Annotated in this window: 21 protein-coding genes and 1 pseudogene; 9 read left to right on the top strand and 13 right to left on the bottom strand. The window is 69.2% G+C overall.

What is annotated here, in order from left to right:
• Positions 1–8 precede the first annotated feature (8 nt).
• Positions 9–1205, top strand: coding sequence for a trans-sulfuration enzyme family protein (locus tag E8A74_RS17880; protein ID WP_136930233.1), 1197 nt, complete (start codon positions 9–11; stop codon positions 1203–1205).
• Here E8A74_RS17880 and E8A74_RS17875 read toward each other — a convergent pair whose 3' ends face one another.
• From E8A74_RS17875 to E8A74_RS17860, 4 genes are all read right to left on the bottom strand, one after another.
• Positions 1206–2813 (bottom strand): serine/threonine protein kinase, encoded by a 1608-nt coding sequence (locus tag E8A74_RS17875; RefSeq protein WP_136930232.1) that lies wholly within the window; start codon positions 2811–2813, stop codon positions 1206–1208. It abuts the gene before it with no gap.
• 86 nt (positions 2814–2899) lie between these two features.
• A complete protein-coding gene (locus E8A74_RS17870) occupies positions 2900–4681 on the bottom strand; it encodes a radical SAM protein (protein ID WP_136930231.1) in 1782 nt (593 codons plus the stop codon).
• Complete coding sequence (locus E8A74_RS17865) at positions 4678–5046, bottom strand: hypothetical protein (RefSeq protein WP_136930230.1); 369 nt, start codon at positions 5044–5046, stop codon at positions 4678–4680. Before E8A74_RS17865 ends, E8A74_RS17870 begins: the two co-directional genes overlap by 4 nt.
• Positions 5047–5051: 5 nt before the next feature.
• A complete protein-coding gene (locus E8A74_RS17860; protein ID WP_136930229.1) occupies positions 5052–5774 on the bottom strand; it encodes a hypothetical protein in 723 nt (240 codons plus the stop codon).
• Positions 5775–5906: 132 nt separating this feature from the next.
• Here E8A74_RS17860 and E8A74_RS17855 point away from each other — a divergent pair, with 132 nt between their 5' ends.
• From E8A74_RS17855 to E8A74_RS17840, 4 genes are all read left to right on the top strand, one after another.
• Positions 5907–7592, top strand: coding sequence for an RCC1 domain-containing protein (locus E8A74_RS17855; protein ID WP_136930228.1), 1686 nt, complete (start codon positions 5907–5909; stop codon positions 7590–7592).
• A 73-nt stretch (positions 7593–7665) separates the two neighbouring features.
• The gene (locus E8A74_RS17850; protein ID WP_136930227.1) at positions 7666–8649 is read left to right on the top strand and encodes a hypothetical protein; all 984 of its coding nucleotides are present in this window, start codon (positions 7666–7668) and stop codon (positions 8647–8649) included.
• Positions 8650–8920: 271 nt separating this feature from the next.
• The gene (locus E8A74_RS17845) at positions 8921–9163 is read left to right on the top strand and encodes a hypothetical protein (RefSeq protein ID WP_136930226.1); all 243 of its coding nucleotides are present in this window, start codon (positions 8921–8923) and stop codon (positions 9161–9163) included.
• Positions 9156–9860 carry a hypothetical protein gene (locus E8A74_RS17840; protein WP_136930225.1) on the top strand — a complete coding sequence of 235 codons (705 nt, stop codon included), beginning with the start codon at positions 9156–9158 and terminating at the stop codon, positions 9858–9860. The genes E8A74_RS17845 and E8A74_RS17840 overlap by 8 nt, the downstream gene beginning before the upstream one ends.
• 13 nt (positions 9861–9873) lie before the next feature.
• Here the strand turns inward: E8A74_RS17840 and E8A74_RS17835 are convergent, their stop codons facing one another.
• From E8A74_RS17835 to E8A74_RS17815, 5 genes are all read right to left on the bottom strand, one after another.
• Positions 9874–11004 (bottom strand): alpha/beta fold hydrolase, encoded by a 1131-nt coding sequence (locus E8A74_RS17835; protein ID WP_136930224.1) that lies wholly within the window; start codon positions 11002–11004, stop codon positions 9874–9876.
• A gap of 23 nt (positions 11005–11027) precedes the next feature.
• Positions 11028–11456, bottom strand: a complete 429-nt coding sequence (locus E8A74_RS17830) for a hypothetical protein (protein WP_136930223.1) — start codon at positions 11454–11456, stop codon at positions 11028–11030.
• A 23-nt stretch (positions 11457–11479) separates the two neighbouring features.
• The gene (locus tag E8A74_RS17825; RefSeq protein WP_136930222.1) at positions 11480–13021 is read right to left on the bottom strand and encodes an acyl-CoA synthetase; all 1542 of its coding nucleotides are present in this window, start codon (positions 13019–13021) and stop codon (positions 11480–11482) included.
• 91 nt (positions 13022–13112) lie between these two features.
• Positions 13113–13370, bottom strand: coding sequence for a hypothetical protein (locus E8A74_RS17820; RefSeq protein WP_136930221.1), 258 nt, complete (start codon positions 13368–13370; stop codon positions 13113–13115).
• A gap of 121 nt (positions 13371–13491) precedes the next feature.
• Positions 13492–14025 (bottom strand): polyhydroxyalkanoate synthesis regulator DNA-binding domain-containing protein, encoded by a 534-nt coding sequence (locus tag E8A74_RS17815; RefSeq protein ID WP_211365387.1) that lies wholly within the window; start codon positions 14023–14025, stop codon positions 13492–13494.
• A gap of 106 nt (positions 14026–14131) precedes the next feature.
• On the opposite strand from E8A74_RS17815, the gene E8A74_RS17810 reads away from it, so the two are divergent.
• A complete protein-coding gene (locus E8A74_RS17810) occupies positions 14132–15664 on the top strand; it encodes an acyl-CoA synthetase (RefSeq protein WP_136930219.1) in 1533 nt (510 codons plus the stop codon).
• Between the two features lie 13 nt (positions 15665–15677).
• On the opposite strand, the gene E8A74_RS17805 is transcribed toward E8A74_RS17810, so the two are convergent.
• Positions 15678–16055: a response regulator gene (locus tag E8A74_RS17805; protein ID WP_136930218.1), complete on the bottom strand. Its 378-nt coding sequence runs from the start codon at positions 16053–16055 to the stop codon at positions 15678–15680.
• A gap of 218 nt (positions 16056–16273) precedes the next feature.
• Between E8A74_RS17805 and glyQ the strand changes: the two genes are divergently transcribed.
• The 3 genes from glyQ to E8A74_RS53985 all read left to right on the top strand — a co-directional run bounded on the left by glyQ (position 16274) and on the right by E8A74_RS53985 (position 19875).
• Positions 16274–17218 carry a glycine--tRNA ligase subunit alpha gene (gene glyQ / locus E8A74_RS17800; protein ID WP_136930217.1) on the top strand — a complete coding sequence of 315 codons (945 nt, stop codon included), beginning with the start codon at positions 16274–16276 and terminating at the stop codon, positions 17216–17218.
• Positions 17219–17299: 81 nt separating this feature from the next.
• Complete coding sequence (locus E8A74_RS17795; protein ID WP_136930216.1) at positions 17300–18631, top strand: hypothetical protein; 1332 nt, start codon at positions 17300–17302, stop codon at positions 18629–18631.
• Positions 18628–19875, top strand: a complete 1248-nt coding sequence (locus tag E8A74_RS53985; RefSeq protein WP_232379622.1) for a tetratricopeptide repeat protein — start codon at positions 18628–18630, stop codon at positions 19873–19875. Before E8A74_RS17795 ends, E8A74_RS53985 begins: the two co-directional genes overlap by 4 nt.
• A gap of 36 nt (positions 19876–19911) precedes the next feature.
• On the opposite strand, the gene E8A74_RS17785 is transcribed toward E8A74_RS53985, so the two are convergent.
• From E8A74_RS17785 to E8A74_RS53980, 3 genes and pseudogenes are all read right to left on the bottom strand, one after another.
• The gene (locus tag E8A74_RS17785) at positions 19912–20370 is read right to left on the bottom strand and encodes a hypothetical protein (protein WP_136930215.1); all 459 of its coding nucleotides are present in this window, start codon (positions 20368–20370) and stop codon (positions 19912–19914) included.
• Between the two features lie 4 nt (positions 20371–20374).
• Positions 20375–20935: an orotate phosphoribosyltransferase gene (gene pyrE / locus E8A74_RS17780; protein WP_136930214.1), complete on the bottom strand. Its 561-nt coding sequence runs from the start codon at positions 20933–20935 to the stop codon at positions 20375–20377.
• Positions 20932–21182: pseudogene (locus E8A74_RS53980) on the bottom strand (hypothetical protein); the annotation flags it as partial. The gene pyrE and the pseudogene E8A74_RS53980, both read right to left, overlap by 4 nt.

Here is a 21182-nt window from a genome sequence, read left to right as displayed (position 1 = left end):
ACTCCCCCATGAAAACCGCCCTCCCGACCAGCACGGACGCCGTTCACGCAGGCGAACGCGTCGATCGACCGGACCACACGCTCGCGCCCTCGATCGCGCTCACGGCGACGTACACGTTCGCCGACTCGGACGACCTCGAGCGGTTCATGCGCGGCGAGGATCCGGACCCCGGGCGGCTCGACTACGGGCGTTACGGAAACCCCACCGTGCGCGAGGTCGAGGCGCGCATCGCCGCGCTCGACGGGACCGAGGACGCGCTGCTCTTCCCGAGCGGCATGGCCGCCTTGACCACGACGATCCTCGCGCTCGTGAAGGCCGGCGACGACGTGGTGCTCTTCCGCGACACGTACCGGAGGACGCGGCAGTTCGTGGTGAAGATGCTCTCTCGCCTCGGCGTGTCGCACACGCTGCTCGAGCCCGGCGACCTCGACGGGCTCGCCGCCGCGATCGGGCCGAAGACGCGGCTCGTGATCACCGAGATGCCGACGAACCCCTACCTCCGCTGCGTCGACGTGGAGCGGCTCGCGGAGATCTGCAAGAAGACGCGGGCGAAGACGCTCGTCGACGCGACGTTCGCCACGCCCATCAATGCCATGTTCTCGGCCATGGGCATCGACCTCGTGGTGCACAGCGCGACGAAGTACCTCGGCGGGCACAACGACGTGCTCGGCGGGAGCGTGTCGGGGCCGTCGTCGCTGCTCTCCGTGGTGCACGAGGCGCGCGACGTGCTCGGGGGCGTGTCCGATCCCCACGCGGCGATGCTGATCGGGCGCGGCATGAAGACGCTCTCGCTCCGGGTCGCCCGACAAAACCAGACGGCGCTCGAGGTGGCGCGCGCCCTCGAAGCGCACCCGGCCGTGGAGCGCGTCTACTACCCGATGCTCGAATCCCACCCGGATCACGCGATCGCCAAGAAGCACCTCGCGGGCGGCGGGGGCGTCGTGTCCTTCGTGGTCCGCGGCGGCAAGGACGGAGCGCGGCGCGTGGTGGACGCGTGCAAGCTCGCGCGGATCGCGCCGAGCCTCGGCGGCGTGGAGACGCTCATCGAGCAGCCCGCGATCATGAGTTATTCGGAGCTCGGGCCGGAGGAGCTCGTCGCGGTCGGGATCGCGCCGGGGCTCGTGCGGCTCGCCGTGGGAATCGAGGAGACCGAGGACGTGGTCGGAGACCTCTTGCAGGCGATGGACGCAGCCGCCGGCGCTTGATCAGCGGTTGAAGGGCTTCAAGGCGAAGCGGGCGCGGTCGACGGCGTCCATGCCCGACCGGTCCGTGAGCCAGCATTGCGAATAACCGCTGCGGATCTCGGGCAGCTCGTCCCGGCCCGCGAGCTGTTTGCCGACGAATGCGAGGATGTCGCGGGCCTCGCTCGGCGAGAGCGTGATGCCGAGCGAGGCCCGGACGACGACCACGATCGTGTTGCTTGGCCAGCGACCAATCGTTGATTTCTCCGGGCCGAGCGCGCGGGCGAGGTGGATGAGCTCGGCCATCGTGCGCTCGAGCCCCCACCCGGCGAAAGGCCGGGCGCGTGGGCCCTCCGCGCGCGGCGGCTCCTGGACCTGGAACAGGAGCACCGAAAAAGGAATGCCCGTGTTCGCGCTGAATTGATACTCGACCTCGAGGATATCGACGAGCCCTTGCTGGTCGAGCACGCCCTTCACCTCGCTCCGCAACGTCGGCTCGTACGACGCGGGGATGTCGCTGAACCGCGACCGCGGCTTCTGGCTGCCGGGCGCGGGCGCGCTCGGGGGCGGCGTCGGATCGTCGCGCAGCCGATCGCGGCTCGGGCGAGGGATGGGAATGGGAAGGGGTACGGGAACGGACGGGACGGGCGGGCGCTGGGAGATACGCCGCGGCGCCTGCGAGGGCGGAGGCAGCTCGGAGAGCGGCAGGATCGGCCCGGACGGGGGCACGCTGAGCGGGACACGGAAGAGGTCGGCGAGGAGCCCGATCGCCGTGGTCGCCCGCTCGGGCCGCTCCTTGGGCTCACGCGCGCCGACCCTCCGAAACCAGTCGTCGAATCCCGCGGGGAGCTGGACGCCGCGCCTCGCCGCGCGGAGCGTGGGGGCCTCGGGCAGCTCCGGCGCGATGATCTTGCCGAAGAGCGCATACACGCTCGGGAGCTGCAAAAGCTCAGGCCGCCAGTATGCCTCGCCGACGAGCAAGGTATACGCGACGTGCGCCAGCGAATAAATATCGGCCGAAGCCCGGATCCCAGCATCTCCGCTGATTTGTTCCGGCGCCATGTAGAGGGGCGTACCGACGACAGCGGTCGTGTGCGCGAGGGTCGTCGCGACGGCGACCTTGGCGACGCCGAAGTCGAGGATCTTCACGCAGGATCGGCCGTCGTCGCGCGTCGTGACGAAGAGGTTTTCCGGCTTGAGATCGCGGTGGACGATGTTCGCGGCGTGCGTCTTGTCGAGGGCGAGCGCGACCTGCGAGAGGTAGAGCACGGCCTCGGGCTCGGGCAATGGGCCGCGGCGCTTGACCATGCCGCCGAGCTCCTCGCCGACGAGCAGCTCCATCACGAGAAACGGGAGCTGCGTCGAGGTGTCCACGCCCGCGTCGAGGACCTGCACGAGGTGCTCGCTCTCGATCCCCCCCGTGACCGTGGCCTCCTGCGCGAACCGGCCGCGCATCACCGAATTCTCCAGCACGGCCGGGTGCATGACCTTGAGGGCCCGCCTTCGGTTCGTCGGCTCGTCGTGCACCTCGAACACCGCGCCCATCCCGCCCGACTTGATGCTGCGGACGACGCGGTAACGGTCGTGGAACAAGACGCCTGTGACGAGCATGGAGGAGACCGGCTCGCGCATCCTAGACCAAATGCGCCGCGCGTTGAAAGGGGTTCTGGCACACAGGACCGGTCCGTCCGGCCGCTTGGGCGCGTTCTAGCGCAGTTTTACGTCGCTTCCACGAGCTCCCGCAGCGAGACGGGCGAGAGTTCTGCGAGGCCGTGGATCTCGGCATAACTGCGCAGGACCTCCCCCGGGCAAGCGGAGGCGAGCACACAGCGGGCCTCGTGAGGACAGGGGATCGCGGAAGCATGGAAGGCCGCGTGTTCGGCCTCGCCGGCGCGGTGGCGGAAGCGCGGGTCGCGGTACTCGGTGCCCGGCAGCGGAGGCCGCTCGGCGGGCGCGTCGAGCCAGGCCCGGGGCGGCGCGCCGCCCTCACGCATCCGGCGAAAAACCACACACGGGACGACGCCCTGCACGTTCATGCGCGCGCCGCGCGTGAGCGCCCGGGACATCACCTCGGCCACGTCGGTCATGCGCGGCGCGGACGAAAAGTATCGATCGGCGCGTGATTCGAAGCTCGGGTAGGGCATGTGCGGGTAGAAGGACAAACCCCGGTCGGCGACGAATCGCGCGACGCCTTCGAGCTCGCCGAGGCCCTCGCGCGTGGCGACGCAGAGGATCCACACGGATTCGGGCGAGACGCGGGCGAGGAGGTTGTCGATGGCGCGGGAGACGAGGGCGTGCGCGCCGCGGCGGCCGACGATCCGGTCGTGCGCGTCGGGTGAAACCGAATAAAGCGGCACGTGGAAGCGTTTTTCCTCGGGGAGGGCCGCGACGACGTCGTCGCAGAAGGCCGGGTCGGCGAGGCGCGTGCACGGGGAGAAGACGTGCGCGGTGCGGTAGCCGAGGTCCTTCGCGCGGCGGAGGACGTCGAGGATCCGCGAATGCGCGAGCGGGTCGTAGCCATTGATGCGGACGGCGCGGACGCCGCGCCGCCGGTTCGATTCGAGGTCGGCGAAGAGCCGGGCGAGCACGCGGTCGCCGCCGTCCTCGGGAGGGGCCGTCTCCTTGATCGAGCAAAACGCGCAGGATTGCTCGCAATCGGCGTCGATCGCGAGGTTCAGCACCTCGCCGTCGGCCGAGGGCTCCGCTTCCTCGGGCGCGGAGGGCAAGAGGAGCGCCGGGGCGACGTCCGAGAGGATGTCCGGAAAAACGACGTCGAGCCCCTCGTGATCGCGCAATTGCAGGACGAACGCGACGAGCGCGCGGAGCTCGTCCGCGCCGGGAGGATCGGCCGAGCCGAGCGCGAGGTGCTTGATCGAGAAATGGGCCGTCGTGGCGAACGCGGGTTTCGTATCGTCGCGGTGCCCGACGAGGAGGAGCAGCCTGCGCGCGTCCGATTCCCGGCGGAAATCCAGCACGAGCTCGAGGCCTCCTTCGTGGGATTTTTGCAGGTACGAGCTCGGATAGACATCGACGAGGGAAAACCCCGCGGCGGCGGGCGCGCCCTCGACGATCTCCGGCGAGAGCAAGGCGCGGAGGCCGTCGCGGCCGAAGATCAAGCGGCCTTGCTCGCGGGAGCGGCCGAGGGCCTCGGCGATCGTCTTTCCCGGGCTCCGTTCGAGCAGCGCGTCGATCGAGGCCGCGACGGCCATCACGAGCCGCGAGACCTCGTCCCGCCGCTCGGGCGTGCGCTCGGCGATCGCGCCGCGGTACCTCACGGCGCAGCACGCGAGCCGCCGGAACACCGGGCCGGGCGCGCCGTGCGGCAGGACCGTGACCTCGACCCAGTCCGCGCTTCCTTTCGCCTCGAACCGCGCCGTGAGCCGGTCGTCACCTTCGAGCAGGATGGCCTTGCAGGAAAACCCCCCGAGCCGCAGGGGCACGAGGGCCATCTCCATCCCCGACGCCTCCGGCCGCGCCAGCGCCGTCTCGTTCGTGCTCAAACAGCTCCCTCGCCGGCCTGGTCCCAGGCCTTCACCCACGCCGCGAAACGATCGATCGTGGCGCGGTCGCGGGCATAAATGCGTGACTGTTCGTTGTCGGGCACGTCCTCGGAGAAATACACGATATCGTACCGGGACGAACGGCGGTACGCGGGCTCGGCCGGATCCGTGGGCGTGACGATGAACGAGAGGGTTCGTCCCTCCATTTCGAGCTCCACGACGGGCACGGTGCGGCGGAACGTGCGGAGGCGGGCGCCCTTGTTCCGCCAGCCCTCGGGGTTCGGGAAGGCGGGGCCGCCGAAATCACGGGTGAAGGCCGCGGAGAGCGCGTCGGCCAGGTGTTGCATCACGTCGGGTTCGGGCATGGGGCTCATCCAGCGGCGCGCGTGTCGCGTTCGAGGTCCTGGATCGCCCGCCCGAAGGCCTCCGGATCGAGCTGTCGCAAGGCGAGGAGCGCGGCGACGCGGTGCAGGCGTGCCTCCGCGAGGTCCGACCGCACGAGCGCCTCGCGCGCCGATTGCGCCTGGCCTGCGCGGATCCGCGCGGTCGCGCGGGCGAGCGCGAAGACGCCGAGCAAAAGGAGGAGCGCGCCGACGCCGAGGAGGAGCGACGCGAGGAGCGCGCCCTCCGGGGCGAAGAGGGCCCGAAACCCCGCAATGGAGGCGAGGACGACGATCCCCACGAGCGCGACGACCGCGCCGATCGCGCCGAGCCGATCCATCCACGCCGCCCGCGCGTGCTGCCGCATCGCGATCCCGCGGTGCAGATCGGCCTCGCGATCGAGCCGAACGGCGAGCTCCGCGAGCGGGTCCTCGCCCACGACCTCGGGCAGATCCGCCTGCGCGAGGATCTCCGAGGCCTGGGCCGCGGTCGGATCTTCGAGCGCGCGCAGGGCCGTGCCCGCGCCGCTCTTCACGGCCCGCGCCGCCCGGTCCGCCGCGGGCGCGACGCGACCTTCGATCGCCGCGCCCACGTCCCGCGCGAGCGTCTTCGCGCGGTCCTTGATCCGCGGCGCTTTCGGCTCGGCGTCGCCCTCCTCGGCCGTCGCCACCTTGCCCCAGCCGCCGCGCTCGGCTCTCGTCGTCTCTTCCATGGCTCGCGCTCTCTGCCCCGGGATCGGGGCGGAAACGATACAGAAACGTCCTTCGAGTGCCAAGCGCCGCCACGCGCCCGGGGCGAACCGCCTTGCGACGAAGGGCCCGACTTCGATAGAGTCGCGGCTACCATGTGGGCCCGAGCGCAAAATTCCTCTCTGCCGGGCGCCCTCGCGCGCGCGGCTGCGCTCGTGCTCGCTGGAGCGTTGTTTCCAGCCTCGGGATGTGGGCTCCGGGTCGCCGAGAGCCCGACGCAGCCGATCCCGTGTTTCCACGCGATGGACTGCCCGCCCTCGGACGATCCGTGTGTCGTCTCCACCTGCTTCGAGCAGCAGTGCGCGATGGTCGCGGCGGCGCAGAACACGGTGGTGCGCGAGCAAAAAGCAGGCGATTGCCGCATGCAGGTATGCGACGGCAATGGCCACGTGATGGAGATCGACGACGAGGTCGACGTCCCGGCCGACGACGGCAACGAGTGCACGATAGCGATGTGCAAGGAGAGCGCGGGCGTGCACGAGCCAGGCCCGGTCGGCGCGTCGTGCGGCGAAGACGGCGTGTGCAACGGCAAAGGCGCGTGCGGCGCGTGCTTGCCGGAGGCCGAGCGCTGCGAGGGGAACGCGGTCGCGACGTGCAGCGAGGAGGGCGCGTGGAAGACAGCGGCCTGCCCCGAGGGACGCCCGATCTGCGCGGGAAAGGCATGCGTGGGGATCCGGCAAATCGCGGCCGGCGGGGCGCATACCTGCGCGCTCTTCGAGGATGGGTCGGCGCGTTGCTTCGGCGCGGCGGGCGTGCGGCGCGGCGCGTATGGAGCGCCGCCGGTCCCGGGCGTCGTGGGCGCGGTCGAGCTCGCGCTCGGGGGCGCGCACGCCTGCGCGCGGCGGGCCGACGGGACGGCGCTTTGCTGGGGTCACAATGCATTCGGCCAGATCGGCGACGGCACGACCGAAGGGCCTCGCCCGCCGACCCAGGTCCTCGGCCTCGCGGGCGCCACGGCGATCGCGGCGGGCGCGGCGCACACCTGCGCGATCGTGGGCGGCGGCAAGGTCGTCTGCTGGGGACGCGGCGACCGCGGGCAGCTCGGCGCCAAACCCCCGGGACCCGCGGGCAAACCCCCGGCGACCGAGGTCCCCTCGCCTCTGCCGGCGTCTCCGGGCGGCGGCGCGCCTTCGGCCGTCGCGGGCCTCTTCGGCGCCACGAAAATCGCGCTCGGCGGCCGCCACGCCTGCGCGCTCGGGCCCGGGGGCCTGGTCGCCTGCTGGGGCGAGGACGAGAGCGGCGAGCTCGGCCGTGTCCGCCCGCCCTCGTCCCCCACCAAACCCCGGCCCGGCCCGCGCCCCACGCCGCGCCTCGTCTCCGTCAAGGGGATCGAGGGGGCGATCGCGATCGCGCTCGGCGCCACGTTTGGGTGCGCGCTGCTCGCGGACGGGTCCGTGCGCTGCTGGGGCGACAATACGGCGGGGCAGCTCGGCGACGGCACGACGGACACGCGGGCGGAATCGGTGGTCGTGAAAGGCGTGGCCGGCGCGACGGCGATCGCGCTCGGCGCTGAGCACGGCTGCGCGCGGACGGAGGGCGGCGCGGTGACGTGCTGGGGCAAGAACGATCATGGCCAGCTCGGCGACGGCAGCACCGAGGCGCGGCTTTCTCCCGTCCTCGTGCCCGGCCTCGCGGGCGTGCGCGCTCTCTCCGCGGGCGGCGCGCACACGTGCGTGATGCTCGACGGCGGCGCGGTGCGATGTTGGGGCGGAAATGGCGCCGGCGAGGTCGGCGACGGCACGACCTCGGATCGGGGCGCCCCCACGGCCGTGACCTGGTGACGATTTTATGACCACCCGCGCCTCTCGCGGACGGCGCGCTCGGATATACTGCCCCGGCTCGGAGGTGCGTGACATGAAGCTTTTCGGTGTTTGCTTGAGTTTGCTTGCGATCCGTCTTGCCGTCGGCTGCAGCGCGACGGGGGGCGGCAGTCAATTCGACAATGAAGGCGGGAGCTCGGGGGAAGGAGGCTCCGGCCAGGGCGCGGGGAGCCAGGGCGGCAGCGGCGGCGGCTTCATCCCCGGCTCGGGCGGCAGCGGCGGGTTCGGGCCCGGCGACGATTGCAGCGACGCGGCCAAGCTGATTTACGTGCTCTCCGACGCGAACGATCTCTACAGCTTCGATCCGCCGGCGAAGAAGTTCACGAAGATCGGCCAGCTCGGCTGCCAGACGACGATGCAGCCGAACTCGATGGCCGTCGACCGGAACGCGGTCGCGTGGGTGAACTACGTCGAGTCCGACCCGTTCTTCGGGGACGATACGAACGGCGTGATCTACAAGGTGAGCACGAAGGACGCGAGCTGCGATCCGGCGCCCACGGTGAATCTCATCTCGAATTGGTTCCGCCTCGGGATGGGTTTTTCCACGAACGACGGCGGGATGGGCGAGACGCTCTACATCACGGGCACGGGCACGATCGGCGGCGGCGATAGCCCCGGGCTCGGGAAGATCAACCCGCTCTCGTTCAGCGTGGAGACGATCGCGAACTTCTCCCCCTCCACGTTCAAGGGCCAGAGCGCCGAGCTCACGGGCACGGGCGACGGCCGGCTCTTCGGGTATTACACGACGACCCCGGTGCAGGTCGGCCAGATCGACAAGGTGACGGGCGCCGTGACGAACACCAAGGTGATCACGGGCCTGGAGACGCCCTCGGCGTGGGCGTTCTCGTTCTGGGGCGGCTCGTTTTACCTCTATGCCGCCGCGAGCCTCAACAATTCGAACGTGACGAAATACGACCCCGCGACGAACACCATCGACAATGCGTACATGACGAACATCGGCTTCCGGATCGTCGGGGCGGGCGTCTCCACGTGCGCGCCGCTGGAGCCGCCGAAGTGACATGACGATCGGCGGATGGGATGGGCGGAGTTTGCACCGACGGCCTCTGAACACAGGTCGGCGAGCCCCGTATCGCGGAACTCATTGTAGGAGGTGAGGAGGGGACGTGCCGGAGGCTCCTCCGGGAGACGCAGACCCTGCCAGGAACAAACCGGACGGACGAACGGTTCGGCGCGAACGACGTGACGCAGATCGTCGCGCGAGGGTGTTGACTTGCGCCCCGTCTCGGACGTAGCGTGCGCCTGGTCTCCTTTCAGGAAAGGATCCGGTCGTGCAACAGAATCCCGGTTATGGTGGTGGCTACGCTGGTGCGCAGGCGGGCGGCGCTTCGTTCCAGGTCTTGACGATCGATGCCGGCTGCGGCGGCACCATCGAGCACAGCAAGATCGCCGATCTGTCGAACCAGATGGCGGCGCAGGGCTTCGTGCTCGACAAGGTGTTCATGGACGTTCGGAGCGCGTTCGGCCCGTTCTGCCCGAAGCGCTGTGCCGTGCTGGTCTTCAAGCGTGGCTGATCGCTCATCCCCGCGCAGGCTCGAGCTCGCGGGGGTGCCTCCGGCTGCGTTCGCGCTGAGCGAGCTCGGCCGTTATCCTTCCTTCGCTCATCATCCGACCTGCGGGCGGCACGATCATCACCTCGTCCGCCCGTTTGGCGTGCCCTTGTGCCTGGGCTGCGCTTGCATGTACCCGGGCATCGCGGTCGCGCTCATCGCCCTTTTCTTCGTTTCACCTGCGCACGACGTGGCGACCGCTTTCAAGGTCGCCATGGCGGCCCTCGGCTGCGCCGTGCCGACCTTCTTTCAGCCCTTCATCCAGCGCCGCTGGTACAAAATCCCCGCGCGTTTCGTCCTCGGCGTGGGCTTTGGCCTCGTCGCGGGCGCTGCCTGGCTCCTGCCGAACACCCTTTTGGGCTGGGCCATCCGCGCCGCGGTCGTCGTGGCGACCCTCGGCCTCGGCACGGCGGCATTACGCCTCCGCGCCAAACGCCTTGACGACCCGTGCAAGAGCTGCCCCTGGGGCACCTTCCCTGTCTGCGCGCACAACCTGCCAGCGCTGCGTCGGATCCGCGAGCAGCAGGGGCCCGACCCGTTCGTCGACTCGCTCCTCGCGGAGCTCGAGCCCCTCGCGCCCTACCCGCCTCGCCTCGGCGAAACCCCCCCGGTCCAGCGGCAGGGCCAGTTCCAGTTCCACGCCCCGCCGCCGAACCCCTGATCGAAGCGTAAGCTCAGGTCGCCGTCCACGGATCGGAGCGCTTCGCGATCCACCCGGCGACCTTCGGCCAGATCTGCTTCGGGCCTTTGCTCGACGTCGACAAACCGATGTGACCGACGGGGAAGCGCATGATCTCCTTGTCGGTGGAGCGCACGATCGTGTTCAAGACCTCGCTCGATTTCGGGGGCGCGATCGTGTCGTTGTCGGCGATGATGTTGAGCAGCGGGACCTGGATCGTCGAGAGGTCCACGGCCTGCCCGGCGACCTTCATGCGGCCGGTGCAGAAGTTGTTGTACTGGTAGCAATCCTTGATGTATTGCCGGTAGATCTCGCCGGGGAACTGCACGTTGTCCGAGGCCCAGTGCTCCATGCCGAGGAACGTGGTGACGAAGTCGGGGTCGTCGATCCGGCGGCAGACCTCGAGCCATTTCGTCATGCGCTGGACGGGCGCCATCGACGAGAAGCCCGTCTCCATGAGCTCGATCGGCACGTTGCCGTAGGCGTCGACGAGCGCGTCCACGTCGAAGCGGTTCGGCTTCGTCCATTCGGCGAAGACGCCGCCCTCGTGGAAATCGACCGGCGTCGCCTGCGCCACGAAATTGCGGAGCCCCTGCGGGTGCAGCGCCGCATAGGCGAGCGCCATCGTGCCGCCCATGCAGTAGCCGTACATCGTGAGGTCCTTCGCGCCGCTGAGGCGCAGCGCCCACTTCACGGCGTTCTTGACGAGCACGTTGAGCACGTCGTCCCAGCCCATCCGCCGCTCGGCCGAGCCGGGCGTGCCCCAGTCGATCGCGTAGACGTCGAAGCCCTGACCGACCATGAATTCGATGAGGCTCCGGCCGGGCAGGAAGTCGAGGATGTAATACCGGTTGATGAGCGAGTAGACGAAGAGGATCGGCGTCGCGTGCTTGCGCACGGCGGGCTCGAACCGGAGCAGGCGCATCTTGCCGTTCGTGTAGACCACCTTGTGCGGGGTCGGGGCGAGCGGGGGCTCGCCGATGTCCGCGGCGCGGAGGAGGAACGGTTTGACGTAGTGGTACGGGCTCATCGAGCCCTTCTGCGCGGCGTGCAGGAGCTCGCGCGAGAGTTCGATCTGGCCATTCACGAAGGCGCGGAGGCGCGCTGTGGTCGATTGCGTCGTCATGGCTTGTTCCGTCCTTCTCCTCGTCAGGAGGGGCGATCGGTCGCCGTGTTGCCGGGAGCGGGCGGGCGCGGAGCCTCGCCCCCTTGCGCCAGGGCGCGGCTCTTTTCGAGCGCCTCGATCACGGCTTCGAGCTGGTACGAGAGCGCCTCGATCTGGTATTTGACGTCGCGCACCTCTTCGCGCAGATCGTCCATCTCCGTCGAGGTGGGCAGGCGGAAGAGGTGGAGCCAGTTCTCCTGGGCCTCGACATACGCGGCGCGGGCGCGCAGGGCGCGGTTCAAGACGCCGCCCGCGAGGTTCAGGTACCGTTCGCTGCCGCCGAGGCGATCGAACGCCTTGGTCATGCCCTTCTCGGCGGCGACGAACGCCTTGCCCGTCGGCGTCTCGGGCCCGAGCCAGTGCCCGAGGCCCTTCACCACGCGGGTCAAGAGCTTGGGTTCCTTTTTCGCCACGGCATCCTCTCCCTCTCGCGCGTTCACCGCGCGTACGTTTCCTTCAGCTCTCTCTTCAAGATCTTGCCGGCCGCCGAAATGGGCATCGCCTCCACGAAGACGACCGATTTCGGCACCTTGTATTTCGCGAGGTGATCGCGGCAATGGGCCAGGAGCGCCTCCTCGGTCGCGCTCGCTCCGGGCTTCGTGATCACGATCGCCCGGCCGACCTCGCCCCATTTCTCGTCCGGAACGCCGATGACCGCGACCTGCGCCACGGCCGGGTGCTCGTAAAGGACCTTCTCGATCTCGGCGGGGTAGACGTTCTCGCCGCCCGAGATGAACATGTCCTTCTTGCGGTCGGCGATGTAATAGAAGCCGTCCTCGTCGACGCGGGCCATGTCGCCCGTGTGGAACCAGCCCTCTTCGTCCACGGACGCCGCCGACGCCTCGGGATTGTTGAAATACCCCGAACACGCGCTCGGGCCCTTGAGCACGAGCTCGCCGACCTCGCCCACGGGCAAGGGGCGGTTGTCGTCGTCGACGATCCGCGCGTCGATGAAATAGTTCGGCTTGCCGATGCTGCCAGCCTTCGCCTCGGCATATTCGGGGTCCATCGAGAAGATGCCCGGACCGAACTCGGTCATCCCGAACCCCTGCTTGAACACGACCCCGTGTTTTTCCCGGTACGCGCGGAGGATCGGCACGGGCAAGGGCGCGCCGCCGCTCGTGAGGAAGCGCAGGGACGCGAGCTTCGCCGATTCGAAGCTCGGCGATTGCATCATCATCTGGTATTGCGTCGGCACGCAGAAGAGCACCGTCGCCTTCTCGCGCTCGATGAGCGAGAGCATGTCGTCGGCGGTCCATTTGCGCATGATGACCACCGTCCCGCCGAGCGTGAGCAGGGGCAACGTGTAGACGAAGAGCGCGCCCGTGTGGAACATCGGCGTGTGCGTGAGCGTCACGTCCCCGCGCGAGAGCTCGTGGACCACCGTGTTCAGCGTGTTCCACGCGATCATCCGGTAGGAGATCTTCGCGCCTTTCGGCAGGCCCGTCGTGCCGCCCGTGAAGAGCAGGCAAACGATGTCCTCGGCCTCCACCGCGTCGTTCTTCACGGGCCGCGCCTCGCGCGCCTGCACCGTCTCCGTATAGGGGCGGCTCCCCTCGATGCCCTCGCCGTCGAGGTGCAGCCACGTCTTGACGGACGCACACGCGGAGAGACCCGCGATCTCGCTGATCCCGGCGCGGAAATCGTCGCCGAAGAGCATGACCTTCGGCTCGGTCTGGTAGACGAGCTCGGCGATTTCGCGCGGATGGCTGCGCCAGTTGAACGGCACGAGCACCGCGCCGAGCTTGGCGCACGCGAAAAACGCGTCGAGGAACTCGACGCCGTTCATCGCGAGGATTCCGACGCGATCGCCCTTCGCGACCGCGGCCTCGTCGCGCAGGAAGCCGGCGAGCCGATTCGCGCGGCGGTTCATTTCGCGATACGAAAAGCGGCCCGCGTCCCCCTTGGCCACGTCGACGACGGCGAGCGATTCCGGGAAATACCGCTCACCGCGCTCCATCCAGTCCCCGATGTACATGCTCTTTTTCTCCGCTCGCCGGCGCGTGCTTTCGGTGGTTCGCCCGGACAGAGCCGAGCTTACGCGAGCTCGACGTGGCTTGGAAGGCCGCTCAAAGGAAGGGCGCGCCGAACGTGTCGCCCGCGCGCTCTGTCGCTTCGCGCGCCATCCGCTGCCATTCCGCGGCGATACGCGCGCCGTAGAGGAGCGACGCCTGGCCGATGCGCGCCATGCCCCGCAGCACGAGCCCGATCTGCGCCGCGCCCGCCGTCTCCAGCGCGTCGAGCCCCTCGAACAAGTCCGCGTACGCGCGGTGTCCCGGGAAGACTTCGCGGTTTTGCTGCACCTGCGAATCCACCTGTTCGCTCATCGCGTGCTCCTCACCCCGGAAGGACCGCCTTGCATTTCAGGCGAACCCCGTCTGTTGGGAGCCGAACCTAAACCCCGCCTTTTGCTGTGTCAAGCGGACTTTGTTGCACTGCAACAAGCACTCAAGGCTCGCGGCGTTTCTTGGAGACGATGCGCTTGAGCTCGTCGAGCTCGCGGCGGAGCGCGGCGATCTCCTCGGCCTGCTCCTCGCGTTCGTTCGTGTCGGGCGGAGGGACCTGCTCCTCGGGCTCGGGATCCCGCGGCGAGGACCAGGGCGCGCTCTTGCCACCGCCGAGCATCGCGTTGAGGAAAGGGAGCGCGCCGAGGGGACCCATCGGAAAGACCCGCGCGCCTTTCTTCGCGAGCAAGTAGATGTCGAGCGCCCAGATCACGGTGCGTTCGAAAAACTCGGCCAGCGCGTCGTCGCCCATGCGGATGAGCTGGCGCAGGAGCGGCACCGGCAAGAGGCGCGCAGCGCCGCGGCTCTCCAGGATGATCTGCGCGAGCGTCGCCTGCGTCAGGTCGCGGCCCGTCTTCGCGTCGACGACCTCCACGTCGTCGCCACGCCGGACGCGCGCCTCCACCTCTTCGAGCGTGACGTAACGGCTCGCCTCGGTGTCGTACAGCCTCCGGTTGCCGTACTTCTTCACGACCATGCGGACGGTCGTACACCCCGATCGTCCAGATCGCAATTGCTTGTTGCAACGCAGCAATGCACGCGAGCCATTCCAGCGCGCGCGCGGCTTTGCTACGCAGGGCGCCATGCATCTCGGCGACTGGCTCGGACGACGCGCGGCGTTAACGCCCGACAAGGTAGCGCTGCTCGACAATGGAGCAGGCGGGCGGCCCCTGACGTACCGAGCCTGGGATCACACCGCGAACCGCACGGCGCATTTCCTCCGGGAGAGGCTCGGGGTGCGGCGCGGCGACCGGGTCGCGGCGCTCGCGATGAACGACGTCGTGATGCTCGATCTCTGGTTCGCCTGCGGCAAGCTCGGCGCGATCTTCACGCCGCTGAACTACCGGCTGACGCCCGGCGAGCTCGGTCAGTACCTCGCCGCGACGACGCCCGAGGTGCTCGTCTACGGGCCCGCGTTCGCCGCCACGATCGAGGCGCTGCGGCGCGAGGCGAGCTTCGTCCCGCGCGTGTTCGTGGCGACGCACGGCGCGTCGCGGGCGCGCGGAGACGACGTGGATCTCGGCGAGCGCGACGCGGCCACGGACAGGCCGCCGCCGGCGTTGCATATCGGCTGGGACGAACCCTGGGTGCTCTGCGGGACGGGCGGGACGACGGGCACGCCGAAGGCCGCGATGCTGACGTACCGGTCGATCACGGCGAACGCGGTGAACACGATCTCGAGCTGGGGTCTGTCGTCCTCCGACGTGGCGCTGCTCAACGCGCCGCTCTTCCACACGGGCGGGCTGAACGTGTTCACGGCGCCGCTCGTGCTCGCGGGTGGCACGTCCGTGGTCTGTCGCGCCTTCGATCCGGACGAGGTGTACACGGGCGTGCGGGATCAAGGCGTGACGGTGTTCTTTGGTGTTCCAACGATGTTCCTCGCGCTCTCGCAGCATCGCCGGTTCGCCGAGGGCGAGCTCGGGAGCTTGCGCATCTGCATCAGCGGCGGCGCGCCGTGCCCGGAGCCGCTCTTCCACACGTACTGGGAGCGAGGGATCGACCTGAAGACGGGCTACGGGCTGACCGAGGCGGGGCCGAACAATTTCTGGCTGCCGCCCGCGGATGTGCGTCGCAAGGTGGGATCCGTGGGCGCGCCGCTGTTTTTCGTGGAGGCGCGGGTCGTCGATGCGGCGCGCGAGCCGGTTCGTCCGGGCGAGGTAGGCGAGCTCGAGGTGCGTGGTCCGCACGTCTTCGGCGGTTATTGGGGCCGGCCCGAGGAGACGGCGAAGGTGGTCGTGGACGGCTGGTTACGGACGGGGGATCTCGCGCGGTGTGATGACGAGGGGCATTTCTACATCGCGGGCCGCAGCAAGGATCTCCTGATTTCCGGCGGGGAAAACGTGTATCCGGCCGAGGTCGAGGCGGTGCTCGCGGGGCACCCGTCGGTCGCGGAGGCGGCGCTCCTCGGCGTGCCGCATGAAAAATGGGGCCAGGTGGGCCGGGCGATCGTGGTGCTCGCCCCGGGCGCGCCGCCCGACGCGGAGTCGATCCTCGCGCACTGCCGCGCGCGGCTCGCGAAGTACAAGGTCCCGCAGTCGGTCGTGTTCGTCGACGCGCTGCCGCGCACGGGCGCGGGCAAGATCGACAAAAAGGCGCTGGAAAAACAGCACGGCTGAGCGCCGCGCGTGATCAGGCGGTGGCGCGCGGCGGGAGCGCGGCGCGCACTTGATCGACGAGGTGCGCTTCGGGCAGGTGCTTGGGGACCGCGCCGTGCACGCCCATCACCTTCGCGAGGCGCTCGAGCGGCCCGGGCTCCATGTTGCTGCAGAGCAGCACCTTCACCGCGCCGCGGCCAAAGGCGTCGCGGATCATGCGGACGAGCAAGGGGCCGTCGAGCTTCGGCATGTTGACGTCGAGCAACACGACATCGCAGACCGTCTCGCGAATCGCCTGCAAACTGCCGAAGGGGCCACGGTGAAACCGTGCGGAGAAACCCGCGCTCTCCAGGGTGCGCACAGCGCTGGCGCCGAAGGCCGCGTCGTCGTCGATGATCAGGATGCGCGGCATCGGACCGTCCCCTCCCGACCCCGAGGTAGCTCACCGAACGGGCGTCAGTTGTATGGCACCTGATCATTGCGGGTACTGTTCCTCCGCTGGGGCGTCAAGGGCGTTTTCCAGACCGGGCGGTTTGTTCAACGTGCGGCATCGGACCGGCGGGCGCCCACCAGAGGCGCGAGGACGGCGTCGACGAGCGCCCGGGCCTGGGGTATGGCTTGCCCGTCGCCATGACGTTCCAAGACATCATCCTGACGCTCCAGCGCTTCTGGGCCGAGCGTGGTTGCCTCATCGTGCAGCCCTACAACTCCGAGGTCGGCGCAGGCACGTACAACCCCGCGACGTTCCTCCGCGCGCTCGGACCGGAGCCGTGGAACGTGGCCTTCGTGGAGCCCTCGCGGCGGCCCTCCGACGGCCGCTACGGCGAGAACCCGAACCGAGCGCAGCAGTTCCACCAGTTCCAGGTGATCCTGAAGCCGAGCCCGCTGAACATCCAGGAGCTCTACCTGGAGTCCTTGCGCGCGCTCGGCACGGACCCGCTGCAACACGACGTGCGCTTCATCGAGGACGACTGGGAGTCGCCGACGCTCGGCGCCTGGGGCCTCGGCTGGCAGGTGTGGCTCGACGGGCAGGAGATCTCGCAATTCACCTACTTCCAGCAGATCGGCGGCATCGACTGCAAGCCGATCTCGGGCGAGCTGACGTACGGGCTCGAGCGCATCGCGATGTACCTGCAGGACAAGGACAGCATGTACGACCTCGACTACTCGCGCGCCGGCGGGCACGTGGTGCGCTACGGCGAGCTCTACCAGCGCGCGGAGTGGGAGTGGTCGACGTACAACTTCGAGGAGGCCGACGTGGAGGAGCACTTCGCGGCCTTCGACAAGTGCGAGTCCGAGGTGAAGCGGCTGCTCTTCCGCGGCGTGGACGCGACGGCGAAGGGCGCGAAGCCCGACCCGAAGAAGGCGCTCGTGCTGCCCGCGTACGACTTCGTGGTGAAGGCGGCGCACCGGTTCAACGTGCTCGACGCGCGCGGCGCGATCAGCGTGACGGAGCGGCAGAGGTTCATCGGCCGCGTGCGCGCGCTCGCGAGGCTCGTGGCGGAGAGTTACCTGGCGCAGAGGGAAGCGCTCGGGTACCCGCTGATGCCGAAGGTGGCCGAAGCGGCGGAGTAACAAGCGCGGAGGTTGGCAGCGCCGGGGGGGTTGGGGCACAGTGGCGGGCGTATGGCTCTCGGCGTTCGACCTCGGATCGTCTTGACGGAAGAGCTGAAGCTCCCGGCGCGCACAGCGCGCGACGTGCGTGCCGCTTGCAACCCGTGGTTCGACCTGGAGGGCAAAGACCTCGTCCAGCTCCGCGTGGACCTCTCGAGCGTACGCGGCGGAGACCGGGTCGAACGGATGGAGGAGTGCATCCGGGATTCGCTCCGGGGGAACTACCAGGTCCAGCTCTTCAGCGGTCACGTCGGGAGCGGGAAGTCCACCGAGCTGCGGTGGCTCACGCGCGAACTCCAAACGAACAAGGAAGACCGGGTCTACCATGCGGTCTTCATCGACATCCAGGACTACCTCGACGTGCGGGACGTCCAGATCCCGGAGCTCCTCACGGCGATCATCTCGGCCATCCTCGATGATCCTGCGATCGGGCCGCACGCGCGCGCATCCGCGACGGCGAAAAAGGTCTGGAAGGACGTACTCGGCTGGCTGAAGTCCATTGGCGTCACGCTCGACGCGGAGATCCCCGTAGGCGTCGCCAAGCTCAAGCTCTCCCTCAAGACATCCCCCGGGCTCCAGAAGCGATATCGCGAGGTGAGCTGGGATCACGTGACAGGGCTGATGGAGGCGCTGAGTGATCTCATCCAGGACGTCCGCACCTACCTCGTCAAGCAAGACGTCCACGACCTCGTGATCATCGTGGACAAGCTCGATCGCGTGGAGCGGCTCCCGCTGAACGACGGCAGCGAGCGGACGACGCACGATCTTCTCTTCGTCGAGCAGCTCCCTCACATTCAAAACGTCCCCGCCCATTTCGTCATCACGATCCCTGTTACATTGCACTTCACGCAGTGCCGGCTGCGCCAGGAGTTCCAGGGCATCACCGACGTGGTGTTGCCCATGGTCACGGTGCACAAGCGGGGAACGGACACGCCGGACGAGGCTGGCATTCAGGCGCTGACGCGATTGCTCCAGCGCCGGATCGACACGTCGGTCGTGTTCGCGGACGAGGACGCGCTCCGGCACGCGATCCTCCAATCCGGCGGTTGCCTTCGAGATCTCTTCCGCATCGTGACGACGGGCGTGCTGAACAAGCGGACGCTCTCGCTGACGCGCGCCGACGTGGAGGACGTCGTCAAGGAGTTCGCGAGCAGCATGGAGCGGCTGCTCCAGGGGCGCGGATTTCTACGGGATCTGCATCATATCGTGAAGACAGGCTCCTTCCCGGAGAAGTTCGACGACGACAGGAAGCAATGGCTTTTGTATCAGCTCGTGGTGCTCGAATACAACGGCGAGACCTGGTACGACGTGCACCCGTTCGCGCGGCGGACGCGGGCATTTCGTGAGGCGGATCCCGCGAAGGCGCCTGCATGAACCGCATCTCGCTCGACATCGATTCGAACGGTCGAGCGGAGATTCTGCGCGAGGCGCTCGCGGGCAGCCTCGGGTTCACGATGATCTTCCTCCACGCGCCGCCGGGGCCCGTGCGGGAGGAGATCCTGGCGCGGCTGCGGGGGTGGGCAGGACAGGACGAGGTGCCGCCGCTCGTCGAGGTGGAGCTTCAACCAGGCGAGTGGCCGCACTATCGGCTGAGGGCTCTCGGGCTCGAAGATGCCGAGCGGACGATGGTGGCGCTGACGGGGCTGGAGCAGCATATCGTGGGGGATCAGGCGTCTCCGCCGCTGGCGAGCTTCAATTTCGCGCGGGACGCTCTGCCGACATGGATCCCGGGGCCGCTCGTGATCGTGGCTTCGGACGAGGCGTTCGTGGCGCTCTCGTTGAGCGCGCCGGATCTGGTGAGCTGGCGGGCGTATGAATTGAAGGTGCACGCGGCGGACGGGGGGCCGAAGAGCGAACCACCGGCGAGAATGTTGCCGTACGAGCCACCGGACCCGGACGCCGCGGCGGAGGTGGAGAGGCTCTCGGGGATCTTGCAGGGGGTGCTCGAACGGAAGACGGGGCATTCGGCGATCGAGGCGGCGCGGTTGCGGCTTCGGCTGGGGACGGCGCTCGCGCGGGCGTACCGGTACGCGGAGGCGGAGGAGGAGCTTTCGCGGGCAGTGCAGGCGTTCGAGGCGGAGGGGCGGGACGCGGAGCAGGCGGATGGGTTGTTCCGGTTGGGGCAGAGCGCGCTCTGGCGCTCCGATCACGATACGGCCCGCGCTCGTTACGAGGAGGCCCTCCCGCTCTTCCGGAAGGTCGGCTCCGTCCTCGGCGAGGCCAACTGCATCCAGAGCCTCGGCGACATCGCCCTCCAACGCTCCGATCACGACGCCGCACGCGCTCGCTACGAACAGGCTCTCCCGCTCTTCCGAAAGGTCGGCTCCGTCCTCGGGGAGGCCAACTGCATCCAACGCCTCGGCGGCATCGCGCGCGCGGACGGCGACGACAACACGGCGCGCGCCCGGTTCGAGCAGGCCCTCCACCTTTACAAGCGCATCGCCGAACCGTTCTCCATCGGCTGGACCCACAAGCGTCTCGCCAACCTCGCCCCGACCGAAGCCCTCCGCCGGCACCACCTCGAAGCCGCCCGCGCCGCCTGGTCCGGCATCGGGCGCGACGACCTCATCGCGCAGCTCGACGAGCTCACGCGTCCGGACGAGGAAGCGACGGAGTGAGGGCGAGGACGCGTTCGGGGGAACGCGTCCTCGCGGTCAGGCGAGGGCTAGGACGCCCTCCGCGAACGTGTCCACGCCCTCCGCGAACGTGTCCACGCCCTTCGCGAACGTGACCACGCCCTCCGCGAACGTGACCGCGCCCTCCGCGAACGTGTCCACGCCCTTCGCGAACGTGTCCGCGCCCTCCGCGAACGTGTCCGCGCCCTCCGCGAACGTGACCACGCCCTTCGCGAACGTGACCACGCCCTTCGCGAACGTGACCACGCCCTTCGCGAACGTGACCACGCCCTTCGCGAACGTGACCACGCCCTCCGCGAACGTGTCCGCGCCCTCCGCGAACGTCACCGCGCCCTTCGCGAACGTGACCACGCCCTTCGCGAACGTGACCACGCCCTTCGCGAACGTGACCACGCCCTTCGCGAACGTGTCCACGCCCTCCCCGAACGTGTCCGCGCCCTCCACGAACGTGTCCGCACCCTTCGCGAGGGCGTCCACGCCGTCACGCGTCCGGAATGAAATCCCGCCGCGTGCAGATCGCGACCACCGGCAACCCCGCCGCGCGGATCGTCTCGGCCCCACCTTCGAGCCGATCCACGATCGCCACCACGCCCACCACGCGCGCGCCCGCCGCCGTGATCTTGTCGACGGCCTTCAGCGTCGACCCGCCCGTCGTGATCACGTCCTCCAGCATCACGACCGCCATCCCCGGCACGAGCGCGCGATCCCCCTCGATGAGCCGCTTTGAGCCGTGGTCCTTCGCTTCCTTGCGCACGTAGAGCGCCGGGAGCGGGCGGCCGCGGACGAAGCTCGTCAGCGAGACGGCGCTCGCGAGCGGGCAGCCACCGAGCTCCACGCCCGCGACCGCGTCGCATCGCGGCAGGCCGTCGAGCGCGTCGAACATGAGCGCGCCGAGGAGGAAGTGCCCCTCGGCGGTCAAGGCCGTCTGCTTGCAGTCGATGAAAAAGTCGCTCTCGCGCCCGGAGGCGAGCACGACTCGTTTACGCTCAAACGATCGTTCGCGGAGCAGCTCGACGAGCCGCTCGCGCTCGGTTTTGCTCACTTCGCGCCCTTGCCGCGCCTGATCTGCGCCTTGGCACCCTTGGGCACCGCAGGCACGACCGGGGGCGGGGGGCCGCCCGAATGTTCGGCGGGCGCGCTCTCCGGCGCTTCCTCGCCCGCCGCGAGCTCAGGCTCGGCCACAGGCGCAGGAGGCGGCGCGACGGGCGCAGGCGCAGGGCGCGCCGGGGCAGGCCGCGGCGCAGGCGCAGGACGCGCCGGTGCAGGCGCAGGCGCAGGGCGCGCCGCAG

The sequence above is a fragment of the Polyangium fumosum genome, from assembly GCF_005144585.1.
Lineage (GTDB): Bacteria > Myxococcota_A > Polyangia > Polyangiales > Polyangiaceae > Polyangium > Polyangium fumosum.
This window is presented reverse-complemented; position numbering and strand designations above follow the sequence as displayed.